The sequence below is a fragment of the Flavobacterium procerum genome (assembly GCF_042431625.1).
GTDB lineage: Bacteria > Bacteroidota > Bacteroidia > Flavobacteriales > Flavobacteriaceae > Flavobacterium > Flavobacterium procerum.
Map to the genome: position 1 here is coordinate 300,519 of NZ_JBHLYW010000010.1, position 13,633 is coordinate 314,151.

Here is a 13,633-nt window from a genome sequence, read left to right on the forward strand (position 1 = left end):
ATTACGCAATGAGAATACTTACAATCCTTTTACTATTTTTTGGCTTTAGTTTTTTAGCGCATTCACAAAATCAGCAAAATACAGTTAGCATAAAATTCAGCAACATCAACAGAATTGAAGTCTTAAAGAAAATTGAAACCGCTGCCAATTGCAAATTTTACTTTCAGGAAGAATGGTTTGACAAAAGTGTTTTGATTTCTGGCGACTACGAAAACAAATCTGTTCAAGATATTTTGGCTAAGGTTTTACAAGATACCGATCTTAATTTTTTTGTTGACAGAAACAAAATCATTCTAACCAAAAACAGCATTATTTACAGCAAACTGAATAATTCTAAAAATGTAAATGCGCCTATATTCTTTCAACAGTATGATACGGTTCAAAAAAATCAAAAAACGGTTGCAGCTCCTGTGGAATTAATCGGAAAAGAAACAACAGAAACAGATTCTGACTTATACATTCTTTCTGGACATATTACAGATTTGAAAGATCAGAAACCTCTTTCAGACATCACTGTGAAGGTAAAAAACACTCCTATCAGCACGATTACAAATGCTGAAGGTTTTTACAGCTTAAAAATTCCGACTGGCCTTAGTACTATTGAAGTTGGATCTGCTTTGTATAATGCTGCCTCGCGAAAAATCATGATTTACAGTAACGGAACATTAGATTTTACGATTATTGAAAAAATCAATCAGCTTGATGAAGTTTTGGTAAAAAGTAAAAACAGCCAAAATGTACGAACTGCTATAACCGGAGTTACAACTATTGAAGCAGAAGGAGTTAAAACAATTCCATTAGTTTTAGGAGAAAGAGATGTCCTTAAGGTTGCGCTGACTATTCCTGGAGTTAAAAGTGCTGGAGAAGGCTCTTCTGGATTTAATGTGCGTGGTGGTAAAGAAGATCAGAATTTAATGCTGCTAGATAACGGAACTATTTACAATCCGTCGCATCTTTTTGGCTTTTTCACTGCTATAAATCCTTATACAATTAACCGAGTGGATATTTACAAAGGCGGAATTCCACCTGAATACGGCGGAAGATTATCTTCTGTTTTTGATATTGTTACAAAAAATGGCGATACAGAGAAATTTTCTGGCGAAGGAGGTATCGGACCTGTTACAAGCAACCTGACAGCTTCTATTCCTGTTGTAAAAGAAAAAGCTAGCTTACTTGTTGCAGGAAGAGCAACCTATTCTGACTGGATTCTTAAATCTCTAGATGATGAGAATCTAAAAAACAGCCAAGCTTCATTTTATGATTTATATGCAAAATATACTCATAAGATAAACAAAAACAATTCGCTTGAAGGTTCTGGCTATTATAGTAAAGACACCTACAACATTACTCCAGATTCACTATATAAATATAGCAACAGGCTGGTTTCCTTAAAATGGAAACACGCGTTTAATGAAAAAAATAACAGCGAGTTGAATTTCACCAACAGTGAATACAAATTCAGCCTTGATTACAATTCTATCAATCAGGAATCATTTCTTTTAAAATACAAAATAAACGAAACACAGGGATATTTAAAGTTTAACAGCGAACTTAGCAATCACAAATTTACTTACGGATTGTCCAGCAAGATGTATAAAATAAATCCTGGACAATTATATCCGAAAGGATCAGAATCTATAATTATTCCCGTCGAAATTGACAGAGAAAAAGGATTAGAATCTGCTGTATTTTTCTCAGACAAATTTAAGATTTCCGAAAACTTGCTGCTTGATTTTGGTGCTCGTTATTCGATGTTTGCTGCTTTAGGCCCATCAACTCAAAAAGTTTATGAAGATGGGGTTCCAAAAACGCAATCAACTGTTGTTGAAGAAAAAACTTATGGCAACAATGAAACCATTAAAACTTTTGGCGGATTTGAACCAAGAGTTGGCCTTCGATATATTATTGATGAAAGCCTTTTTGTAAAAGCAGGTTTTGACAAAAACTATCAGTACATACACCTTCTTACGAATAACACAACACAGTCTCCAACTGACACTTGGAAATTATCAGACTTAAATGTAAAACCTCAAAGCGGTTTGCAATACTCTTTGGGTGTATTCAAAAAACTTGACTATAAAGATCTCGAAATTAGCCTTGAAGGTTATTACAAAACATCAAAAAATGTACTAGATTATAAAACGGGTTCTCAGATACTTTTAAACCAAGATTTAGAAACCGAATTACTTCAAGGTGACGGAAAAGCGTATGGAATTGAATTTTTATTGAAAAAATCGATAGGAAGACTTAATGGCTGGGTTGGCTATACTTACTCGAGAAGTTTTATAAAGCTTGACAGTCAGTTTAATGATGAAAAAGTAAACAACGGAAAGTTTTTTCCAACCAATTTTGACAAACCTCATGATGTAAGTGTGGTTATGAACTACAAAATTACGCATCGATACAGTTTTTCATCTAATTTTGTATATCAGACAGGAAGACCTATCACTTATCCAATTGGAAAATATTACTATAACGGAGCCGAATACACGCTTTACAGCGATCGTAATAAATTTAGAATACCAGATTACTACAGATTAGATGTTGGATTAAATATTGAAGGAAATCATAAAATAAAAAAATTAGCTCATAGTTTTTGGAATATTTCAGTTTATAACCTTTTAGGAGTAAACAATCCATATTCAATCTTTTTTGTGACAAACAACGGCGAAGTTAAGGCTTATAAAACCACTATTTTCGCTGTTCCGATACCAACAATTACTTACAATTTTAAATTTTAAATAGTTATGAAAAAAATCATACTCTTTAGAGTTCTTGTTATATTATTAGTAACATCAATTTTTGGATGCACAACTCCATACTCTTATCAGACAAATGAATTTGAAGACCTGCTTGTTGTAGAAGCGACAATCACGAACCAACTAAAAAACCAGACCATTAAAATCTCCAGAACTTATACGCTTGAAGAAAGCACACCAAAGTTCGAAACAGGTGCTACTGTATATGTAACAGATGATTTGGGTAACCGATATGATTTTCAGGAAGCATCCAGTGAGTACAAATCAGTAAATCAGTTTCAGGCTGGTACAGGAAGAGAATACCAACTTCATATAACAGCAAAAGATGGCAAAAGTTATGTTTCAAGTACAGAAAAACTCCCACATGAAACCCAAATTGACAATTTACAGGCAAATGCTGTCACTAAAAAAGGTCAATTAGGTGTAGAAATTACAGTAAATAGCACAGATCCCACCAATTCATCAAAATATTATAGATATGAATATGACGAAGCTTACAAGGTAGTGGTTCCTAAATACTATCCTCAAAAACCTGTTGTTATAAACAAAAGAATTGAGTTGATAGATCGTACAGTAGAAGCAAGAACTTGTTATATGTACCAAACATCAAATGAGTTACTCATAACCAATACAAGCAAACTGAATGATGATAAGGTAATTGATTTCCCTATCAAATTTATAGATGTTAAAAATTCAATCATAAGAACCAGATACAGCATTTTGGTAAAACAATATGTGCAGAATTTGGCGGCACATACTTATTTTGAAACCCTTCAGGAAATTTCTAATTCGGGAAGTCTTCTATCTCAAACACAACCAGGTTTTAATTATGGCAATTTGAAATCGGTAGACAATCCAGGCGAAAAAGTAATTGGTTTTTTCGATGTTTCTTCTTATTCTGAAAAACGTTTGTTTTTTAGTTTTACAGATTTATTCCCAAGAGTACCTATACCAGAATTTCCATTTGAATGTCCATCTCCTGTCCCTGATGATATGGCGGATCAATACATTTTTCCATCATTCTCATCCCCAACTGCTGTATTACTGGTAGAATCAGGAACTAGAAGTTACTTCCCTACAGAAGGTCCATCGTTTATTTTATATGATATTCAATGCGGTGACTGTACTTCCTTTGCGTCAAACATAAAACCTTCATTTTGGATAGATTAAAACACATCGTACTTTCTGCCTTATTAATCAGTTTCGGACAGATTTTAACTGCTCAGAACCTTAATTCGTCAACAGAACTGAATAGAATCGACAAAAACTTAAATGAGTCAATTTATATCAGTACAAATGCCGGTTCTTATTTAACTGGCGAAACTTTATTGTACAACCTTTTCTGTGTAGACAACAATACTCAAAGCACAAAAACAAAAAGCAAAACTGCTTATATACAACTCGTCGACAGCAATAAAAAAAGTGTTTTTACGCATAAAATATTCCTCAAAGACGGAACAGGAAATGGCGATTTCTTTCTGCCTACAACTCTGGAATCGGGGAATTATAAATTAATTGGATATACTAAATGGATGCTGAATAAAGAAGCTGAAAATTTTTTCAATATCGACCTTTACATCTTAAATCCATACAAAGAAGCTCCTAATCAACCGATTTTACAAACTGAAAACACTGCTTCCTCTCCCATGACTAGCAGTTTTATTTCTTTTGATTTAAAAAACAAAACATACAGCGGTCGTCAGGAAGTTTCTCTTGCCATAAAAAGCGAATCTGCTGATTTTTTAAACGGAAAATACAGTCTTTCTGTGAGAAAAACAGATGGTTTTGTGATTCAAAACAAAAACGGATTTGCTCAGACAAAAAACAACAGAAAAGACATTGTTGCAGCATCTTTTAAAAATAATGATCTCATATTGCCAGAATTAAGAGGTGAATTGATTACGGGAAAAATCACTTCTTCTTCCGCTGACATTAAAAACAAAAAAATCGCCCTTTCAATAGTCGATAAGAATTCTGAATTAAAATTCACAAAAACTGACGACCAAGGAAGATTTATTTTTAATCTTGAAAAACCAAACCCAAGCGCAAACATTGTCGTTCAGGTAGTTGAAGATAACAAAGAAGATTACACAATTGAAGTAGAAAAAGACTTTTCGGTAGACTTTTCGAAACTGCAATTTGCAAATCTTCAATTCAACTCAGATTTTAAAAAGAATATTACAGACAGACTCGTTTCAAGTCAAATTGAAAATGCCTATTACAATGTCAAAAAAGACAGCATTATTAATTTAAAAAACAGTTTTCCTTTTTTTGGCAGTTTATCTACGGAGTTTGTTTTAGATGATTATACCAGATTTAAAACAATGGCGGAAACTATTACAGAAGTTGTAAAAGGTGTTTATTTTACAAAAACTAAAAACAATTACAGTATTCATATTTTTGACAATGATCCAAATTACGAATCTACATTGCCTGCACTTGTAGTTGTTGACGGACTTGTAATTGAGGATTTAAATGAGCTTTTTGCTTACAATCCTAAAAATATTGAAAAGGTAAATGCTGTTAAGGGTATTTATTATTATGGCGCGAAATCATTTAACGGACTTTTGATTTATACTTCTAAAGAAGGAAATTATGACACAAAACTAAAAGGCCGTTTTATTACTAGACCACAATTGTTAAGACCCGAAATGAAAAAAGAATATTTTCGTCCTGATTACAGCACAGACAAAAACGATAGGATTCCTGATTACAGGCATCAATTGTTATGGAGTCCGAATATAGATATCAAAAATCAGAAATTTAGCTTTTATACTTCTGATATTTCTGGGCAATTCGAAATTATTCTCGAAGGATTTTCAGAAAGTGGCAAATCTGTTTATATCAAAGAATTTATCACTGTCACTGATAATACTGTGAATTAGCATTTTACAAAAAAAACAAACCTGAAATCCGATACTTTTTGACAGTATCGGATTTTTTTTAAATATTTTTCAAACTAATTGTAACTTTTCCGCATCTTATTACGTATAACCATCTGTACACTTTAAATTGAGGAGACAAAAACATGAGACAACTTAAAATCACCAAGCAGGTAACTAATCGTGAAACTGCGTCGTTAGATAAATATCTGCAAGAAATTGGAAAAGTTGACCTAATTACCGCTGATGAAGAGGTAGAATTAGCACAAAGAATAAAGGCTGGTGATCAAAGAGCTTTAGAAAAACTTACAAAAGCCAACCTTCGTTTCGTTGTATCGGTGGCTAAACAATATCAAAATCAAGGATTAACTCTTCCTGACTTAATTAATGAAGGAAACTTAGGTTTGATTAAAGCGGCGCAACGTTTTGATGAAACTCGTGGTTTTAAATTCATTTCTTACGCTGTATGGTGGATTCGTCAATCGATTCTTCAAGCTTTGGCTGAACAATCACGTATTGTACGTTTACCATTAAACAAAATTGGTTCTATCAATAAAATCAACAAAATGTATGCTTTATTAGAACAATCTAACGAGCGTCCACCTTCTGCTGAGGAAATTGCAAAAGAACTAGACATGACTGTAAATGACGTAAAAGAGTCTATGAAAAACTCTGGACGTCACTTATCAATGGATGCACCTCTTGTTGAAGGTGAAGATTCTAACCTTTATGACGTATTGCGTTCTGGAGAATCTCCAAACCCTGACAGAGAACTTATACACGAATCTCTTCGTACTGAAATCGAGCGTTCTTTAGAAACATTAACTCCAAGAGAGGCAGATGTTGTACGTTTGTATTTTGGTCTTGGCGATCAGCACCCAATGACTCTTGAAGAAATTGGAGAAACTTTCGACCTAACTCGTGAGCGTGTTCGTCAGATTAAAGAAAAAGCAATCCGTAGATTGAAACACACTTCTAGAAGTAAAATCCTTAAAACTTATTTAGGATAACAATATTAAATTTCAATATCTGAAATTCCAAATTCCAAACAACAATTGGAATTTAGATATTTTAAAATTGGGATTTTACCCCAAACAACAGTTTGATTGACTGTTCGTTTTTTGATTGATGATTGAAACTCCGGCTGATTACCGGAGTTTTTTATTTTGTTTTATTTTGCCACAGATTACAGGATTAGAAAAGATTAATCATTTTAATCCTGTAATCTGTGGCAAAAAAACTTTGCGAACTTTACGTAATTCTTTGCGCACTTAGCGGTTAAAATCTACCTTTGTACAAAACAACACACAACTACACAATGAAAAATACACTTATTGCTCCCTCTGTTCTTGCAGCAGATTTTGCCAATTTACAACGCGATATCGAAATGATTAATAACAGCCAAGCCGATTGGTTTCACATTGACATTATGGATGGCGTTTTTGTTCCTAATATCTCTTTTGGAATGCCTGTTTTGGAAGCAATTACAAAACATGCCAAAAAAACAATCGATGTTCATTTAATGATTATTGATCCAGATCGTTATATAAAAACTTTTGCTGATTTAGGAGCTAACAATTTAACTGTGCACTATGAGGCTTGCACACATTTACATAGAACTTTGCAAGCAATTAAAGCCGAAGGAATGAAAGCTGGTGTTGCCATCAATCCGCATACAAATATTGATTTATTAGAAGACGTAATAAACGATATTGATTTGGTTTGTATCATGAGCGTAAATCCTGGTTTTGGCGGGCAATCTTTTATTGAAAACACTTATGCAAAAGTAAAAAAGCTAAAAGGTTTGATTACGCGAAAAAATGCTTCAACCTTAATCGAAATCGACGGAGGTGTAACAAGTAAAAATGCAAAACAATTGGTAGAGGCTGGTGCCGATGTCCTTGTTGCAGGAAGCTTTGTTTTTAAAGCCGAAAATCCGACAACGACTATTGCCGATTTAAAAGTCCTTACTGCTTTGTAGATTTTTCAGATTAGGAAAAAAATCAATTCCAGTCATTTTTTCTAACGTTTCAATAGGAACAACAAAATCATAAATAGATTTTTCACTGCCTTCATTAGGAACCAAAAAAGCAATTGCTTTATGTTCTTTTCCTGATTTAGCCAAAACTATTTTATAAAAATATGTAGGGACAGAGACTTTTTCTGTTCCTATTTTTTTATCCGAATCTTTCAAAACTCCTCCTGTAACAACATAAATATCATTGTATTTTCCTGCCCAGTAGCGAGTCTTCTGCTCTATCTTATTCCAAATTCCGGCATTAAATTCTTTTTTCTGAGGAGAAATGTTAGATGTATAAAAAGTATCATCATAAGCATCTTTACTAAATTCCATATCACCTGCTGGACAAAGATGGCCTTTGTCATAGCCTGATTTTTTGTAGTTTCGCCAATCAGCAGAGCCAGTTGTCACCTTAGGATCTTGAATAAAATAAGGTCTTTTGTAGTCATTGTTTTTTAAGTATTCTTTTTTCAATTCGTAAGCTACCCACTCTGCTTGCTCAAATTTTTCATTATAAGACAATGTATAATATTGATGTTTTACAATCTGTTTTGTTGTCGAAGTCGGCAAATAAGCAACGGTATACAAAGAACCAGCAGAAGTAGAATTCTCTTTAAAAGAAACGACTTCATTATTGCTTGTATTTTCTTTTTCTAAGTTTTCTTTCTTGCAAGACAATAATACAAAACTCATCAAAAACAGACCAATCAACCTTTTCATAAAAATTTTTTTTTTAGTGCTAAACATACAAAAAACGCTCCATAAATATAAAAATTTATAGAGCGTTTTTAAACAAATTAAATTCTCTTGAACTTAAGACTTAACTAGTTTATCCTTTTTCATTTTAGGAGAAACCGAAGCTTTTACCAGACCTTTTGTTTGCAGATCATCCAATACATTTAAAGCTTCCTCAACATAAACATCTTTAGAAAGTGCCTGATGCCAAGCTTCTCTCTTTTCTTTCAAAGCAGCATCAGCTTTCATTTCAGCTTCTTCGTAAGGAAGTGATTTAAACACTAGATTGTTTTTGTAATCTGAGATTGGTTTGTATTTTTTACCCTCGTTTTCAACTTGCTCCTGAGTTGCTTTAAAACTCTGAATGTTTAAACTATAGGTGTTTTCTTTATTTTTAACATCAATCCATTTTGCATTATCCTCAATTAATTTAAACTGAGAGTTTTGTGCAATTCTGTTTCGGCTGTTTTCAATAGCTCTTCCAAAGTTTTGGTTTGAAGTCCAAGTGCTATAATCAGCAGGATCAATTTTATCCCAAGGCATTGCATTATCGATATCGCGTTCTCCCATTTTTAGGTAAGCATAACGATCCGGCATAACCACATCACTATGAACACCTTCTAGCTGAGTAGAACCACCGTTGATTCTATAGAATTTTTGACCTGTAATTTTCAAAGCTCCTAAATCTCCGTAATTTACATTACGAACAAACTGATTCAGATCAAGTACGTTTTGCACGGTTCCTTTACCATAAGTTTGTTTACTTCCGATAATTACACCACGCTTGTAATCCTGAATAGCTGCAGCCAAAATTTCTGATGCCGATGCAGAAAAACTGTTTACCATGATTACAAGAGGACCATCCCATTCGATTTTTTTATCCTTATCGTACATAACTTCTTTCTTTTTTCCAGCAGATTTAACCTGAACAATTGGTCCTTCTTCTATAAATAAACCAGCAATATCAACAACAGTAGTAAGAGATCCTCCTCCGTCATCACGTACGTCAAGAACAATACCGTTGATGTTCTCTTTTTTCAGTCTTTCAACTTCAAGCGCAATATCTTTTCCAGCATCACGACCGTCTTTATTTTCAAAATCGATGTAAAATTTAGGTAGGTAAATCACACCATATTTTAGTCCGTTTTTCTCAACAATACTAGATTTCGCATACGTTTCTTCGATTTCAACCACATCTCTGACAATAGAAATCACCTTAATGCTTCCGTCAACCTTTTTTACGGTTAGCTTAACAATTGTTCCTTTATGTCCTTTGATTTTTTTCACAACATCATCAAGACGCATTCCTACAACATCAACAGCTTCTTCATTTCCTTGAGCAACTTTCAGAATTAAATCTCCAGCCTCAAGTTCTTTTCCTTTCCATGCAGGACCGCCTGAAATCAATTCGTCAATTTGAGTAAAATCATTTTTCTTAGTCAATCTTGCTCCGATTCCTTCAAGTTTTCCGCTGATGTTTACATCAAAACGATCTTTTTCTTCTGGCGCAAAATAGCTTGTATGCGGATCAAAACGAGCCATAATCGAATTCAAATAAACAGAAAACCAATAATCTCTGTTCAAATCTTTAATAACGCTGAAGTTATCATCTAAAGATTTTAAAGAACTCTCTCTAGTTTCTTTTTCTAATTCTTCAAAAGGCTTCATTTTATATGCAGGATCTTTCTTTTTCTTTTCGTCCTCTATTTTCTGTTTGGTAACCAAAGAAGAAAGTGTAGAAAGCTTAATCTGCTTTCTCCATCTTTCGTTAATTTCAGCCAGATTTTTAGCATACGGAATTTTTTCATAATCGGCATTAAAAGTCTCATCAACTGTGTAGTTGAAAGGCTGCGCTAAAATAGCCTTATAACGTTTTTTGCTTTCTTCCATACGTTTCATCAATCTCGCATAAGTAAGATTAAAGAAAGTGATATCTTTGTTTAAGAATGAATCATCAAGCATTAATTCATATTGCTTGAACTCATCAATATCAGACTGAAGGAAAAATCTTTTTGAAGGATCTAGTGCTTCGATATAATCTTTAAAAATTCCTTTAGAAAACTCATCATTAATTTCTGCAGGATTATAATGTCCTTTTTCAATAACAAACGCAAGTAGTTCTAAAAGCGTCTTATCTTTATTGGGATCCGGATCAACTGTCTTATCAGCATTCATCTTAAAAGCAAACAAGGTCAGAGACAAGCATAATACGGCTATGAGTATTTTATAATTTCTTTTCATAAACTTTATAATAGCATTCATCAATTTTTTTATCTAAGTTACGGTAAAAACTATGCCACTAAAGCCAAGTCTACTATAATTTTTTGTTAAAGATATAAAAATGTTTCTTGCACCAAAAAGTTCTTTACATTAGTTGACAAAATTTGTTTTTTTTGTGAACTATCTACTAAAATCTGTCACTACATTTGTGTTAAATTCAAAACACTTCAAAGCAAAAATCCTTTTAATTAATTATGAAAAATGAAAAGCCCTTAATCTTAGTTACCAACGATGACGGCATTCTTGCTCCAGGCATCAGAACTTTGATTAGTATAATGGAAACAATCGGAGACGTAATTGTAGTTGCTCCAGATAAACCGCAGAGCGCAATGGGACACGCTATTACCCTAAACAATACCTTATTTTTAGATAAAATTTCCAAAGAAGGCGATACTGTCGAAGAGTACAGTTGCTCTGGAACACCAGTTGATTGCGTAAAACTGGCTGTAAATGAGATTTTAAAAAGAAAACCCGACTTATGTGTTTCTGGAATTAACCACGGATCTAATTCTTCTATAAATGTAATTTATTCCGGAACCATGAGTGCCGCTGTAGAAGCTGGAATTGAAGGGATTCAGGCAATTGGATTCTCATTACTTGATTTTGACTGGAATGCTGATTTTGAACCTATTAAATCTTATATCAGAAAAATAGTGCTGGAAACCCTTAGCAACAAACTGCCTCCCGGAGTGGTTTTGAATGTAAACTTCCCGAAACTGAAAGAAAACGAAATCAAAGGAATTAAAGTCTGTCGTCAAGCGAAAGCTTATTATGCACAGAAATTTGACAAACGACAAACTCCTTTTGGCAAAGACTATTACTGGTTGACAGGAAAATTTGTCAATGAAGATCAAGGCGAAGACACCGACGAATGGGCTCTTGAAAACGGATACATCTCTGTGGTTCCCGTTCAGTTTGACCTGACAGCACATCATACTATGCAACAACTTAACACTTGGAAATTAAATGACTAAAGACATACTAATCGGCTTTTTAATCGGAATTTTTACTTCTCTTCTCGGAAGCTACTTATTCATTACATTTTTCACAAATTTTGACATTTCATCAGGAATACAAATAATAAAACAACAAGGTTACCTTGGAAAAATCATAACACTGGGAACCCTTTTAGATCTTGCCGTTTTTGGAATACTCCTAAAACGAAATGAGGAATACATGGCAAGAGGCGTTATTTTGGCCGTTGTTGTTCTGGCTGCCTCAACTTTACTTTTTTAATTCTATCTTTGTGAAACAAAATCTGCTGCACAATAAAAAACAGCATTTTTAAAATTACGACATGAAATACTACATCATTGCCGGCGAAGCCTCTGGAGATTTACACGGATCCAATTTAATGAAAGCCTTATACGAAGAAGACCCTCAAGCAGAAATCCGTTTTTGGGGAGGCGATCTTATGCAGAAAGCTGGCGGTACATTGGTGAAACATTATCGTGATTTGGCATTTATGGGATTTGTTGAAGTTATTTTCAACCTCAAAACCATTTTAAATAACATCAAAATCTGTAAAAAAGACATTGCAAATTTTAAACCAGATGTCATTATTTTTATTGATTACCCAGGATTCAACATGCGTATTGCCAAATGGGCCAAAGCACTTAATTATAAAACGCATTATTATATTTCGCCACAAATCTGGGCGTGGAAAGAAAACCGCATTAAAGCCATCAAACAAGATGTAGACAAGATGTTTGTGATTCTTCCGTTTGAGAAAGATTTTTACGAAAACAAACATAATTTTTCAGTAGATTTTGTTGGACATCCGTTAATTGACGCTATTCAGAATCAGCCTGCCTTTAATGAAGCTTCGTTTCGTCAAGAAAATCAACTTGGAGACAAACCTATTATTGCTGTTCTACCAGGAAGTCGCAAACAAGAAATTACAAAAATGCTTAGTGTAATGCTTAGTGTTGTTGATGATTTTCAGGATTATGAATTTGTAATTGCTGGTGCTCCAAGTCAAGATTTCGAATTTTACCAGCAGTTTATCAGCAACAAAAACATCAAATTTGTTTCGAATAAAACGTATGATTTGCTTCGTTCTTCTACAGCCGCATTGGTTACATCGGGAACCGCTACGCTTGAAACAGCTCTTTTTAAGGTTCCAGAAGTAGTGTGTTATAAAGGAAGCGAAATTTCATATCAGATCGCCAAAAGAATTATCACCTTAAAATACATTTCGCTTGTCAATTTAATTATGGATCAAGAAGTGGTGACCGAATTGATTCAAGGTGAATGCAATACAAAACGCATTAAAGAAGAACTGCAAAAGCTCTTGGATTCAGAATATCGCGAAAAACTACTTAAAAACTATGATATTCTGGAACAAAAACTGGGCGGTGCCGGAGCGAGTAAAAAGACTGCAAAACTTATAACTGCAGATTTAAAATCGAATTAAAATTATTACTTTGAAAAAATTAGCATCTTTTCTGGTTCTTTTAATTGTTTTTGCTTCTTGTAAATCGACTTCGTCGGTTACTGGAACAAAAGAATCCAAAAAAGAAAACAAGTATATCGTAAACAATCTCATCAATACAGCTTCCGAAAATTTAGGCGTTCGCTATAAGGCTGGAGGCACTAACAAAAATGGTTTTGATTGCTCGGGACTTGTGTTTACAACTTTTGAAAGCCAAAGCATAAAACTGCCAAGAAGTTCTTACGACCAAGCTAAAATCGGAAAAGTGATTCCGCTCAACGATGCTCAAAAAGGAGATTTAATTTTCTTTAAAACCAATAAAAGCAACCGAATTAATCACGTTGGCCTTATTACTGAAGTATTACGCGATGAAATAAAGTTTATTCACTCCTCTACTTCAAAAGGAGTCATAATTTCTTCAACAAAAGAAACTTATTATAAAAATGCCTTTGAACAAGTAAACAGAATTCTCAATTAATTCTAATTTTTAATACTTTTCTTACATTATTTTTAATACTTTTAG

The 13,633-nt window shown here is 33.6% G+C and carries 11 protein-coding genes; 9 read left to right on the forward strand and 2 right to left on the reverse strand.

Annotation, left to right across the window (positions count from 1 at the left end; genetic code table 11):
* Positions 1-8 precede the first annotated feature (8 nt).
* The 5 genes from ACFFLS_RS15660 to rpe all read left to right on the forward strand — a co-directional run bounded on the left by ACFFLS_RS15660 (position 9) and on the right by rpe (position 7,622).
* Positions 9-2,741 (forward strand): TonB-dependent receptor, encoded by a 2,733-nt coding sequence (locus ACFFLS_RS15660; RefSeq protein WP_379684556.1) that lies wholly within the window; start codon positions 9-11, stop codon positions 2,739-2,741.
* Positions 2,742-2,747: 6 nt separating this feature from the next.
* Positions 2,748-3,929 carry a DUF4249 domain-containing protein gene (locus tag ACFFLS_RS15665; protein ID WP_379684555.1) on the forward strand — a complete coding sequence of 394 codons (1,182 nt, stop codon included), beginning with the start codon at positions 2,748-2,750 and terminating at the stop codon, positions 3,927-3,929.
* Positions 3,917-5,644 (forward strand): hypothetical protein, encoded by a 1,728-nt coding sequence (locus ACFFLS_RS15670; protein ID WP_379684554.1) that lies wholly within the window; start codon positions 3,917-3,919, stop codon positions 5,642-5,644. The genes ACFFLS_RS15665 and ACFFLS_RS15670 overlap by 13 nt, the downstream gene beginning before the upstream one ends.
* 143 nt (positions 5,645-5,787) lie before the next feature.
* Positions 5,788-6,651: a sigma-70 family RNA polymerase sigma factor gene (locus ACFFLS_RS15675; RefSeq protein ID WP_007804760.1), complete on the forward strand. Its 864-nt coding sequence runs from the start codon at positions 5,788-5,790 to the stop codon at positions 6,649-6,651.
* A 308-nt stretch (positions 6,652-6,959) separates the two neighbouring features.
* On the forward strand, positions 6,960-7,622 hold the full coding sequence (rpe, locus tag ACFFLS_RS15680; RefSeq protein WP_379684553.1) for a ribulose-phosphate 3-epimerase: 663 nt from the start codon (positions 6,960-6,962) through the stop codon (positions 7,620-7,622).
* On the opposite strand, the gene ACFFLS_RS15685 is transcribed toward rpe, so the two are convergent.
* Both ACFFLS_RS15685 and ACFFLS_RS15690 read right to left on the reverse strand, forming a co-directional pair.
* Positions 7,599-8,381, reverse strand: a complete 783-nt coding sequence (locus tag ACFFLS_RS15685; RefSeq protein WP_379684552.1) for a DNA/RNA non-specific endonuclease — start codon at positions 8,379-8,381, stop codon at positions 7,599-7,601. The genes rpe and ACFFLS_RS15685 overlap by 24 nt on opposite strands.
* Positions 8,382-8,474: 93 nt before the next feature.
* The gene (locus ACFFLS_RS15690) at positions 8,475-10,658 is read right to left on the reverse strand and encodes a carboxy terminal-processing peptidase (RefSeq protein WP_379684551.1); all 2,184 of its coding nucleotides are present in this window, start codon (positions 10,656-10,658) and stop codon (positions 8,475-8,477) included.
* Between the two features lie 212 nt (positions 10,659-10,870).
* Between ACFFLS_RS15690 and surE the strand changes: the two genes are divergently transcribed.
* The 4 genes from surE to ACFFLS_RS15710 all read left to right on the forward strand — a co-directional run bounded on the left by surE (position 10,871) and on the right by ACFFLS_RS15710 (position 13,588).
* The gene (surE, locus tag ACFFLS_RS15695; RefSeq protein ID WP_379684550.1) at positions 10,871-11,650 is read left to right on the forward strand and encodes a 5'/3'-nucleotidase SurE; all 780 of its coding nucleotides are present in this window, start codon (positions 10,871-10,873) and stop codon (positions 11,648-11,650) included.
* Positions 11,643-11,912, forward strand: a complete 270-nt coding sequence (locus ACFFLS_RS15700) for a hypothetical protein (protein ID WP_379684549.1) — start codon at positions 11,643-11,645, stop codon at positions 11,910-11,912. The genes surE and ACFFLS_RS15700 overlap by 8 nt, the downstream gene beginning before the upstream one ends.
* A gap of 61 nt (positions 11,913-11,973) precedes the next feature.
* Positions 11,974-13,092, forward strand: coding sequence for a lipid-A-disaccharide synthase (gene lpxB / locus ACFFLS_RS15705; protein ID WP_379684548.1), 1,119 nt, complete (start codon positions 11,974-11,976; stop codon positions 13,090-13,092).
* 10 nt (positions 13,093-13,102) lie between these two features.
* Positions 13,103-13,588 carry a C40 family peptidase gene (locus ACFFLS_RS15710; protein WP_379684547.1) on the forward strand — a complete coding sequence of 162 codons (486 nt, stop codon included), beginning with the start codon at positions 13,103-13,105 and terminating at the stop codon, positions 13,586-13,588.
* The last annotated feature ends 45 nt before the right edge of the window (positions 13,589-13,633 follow it).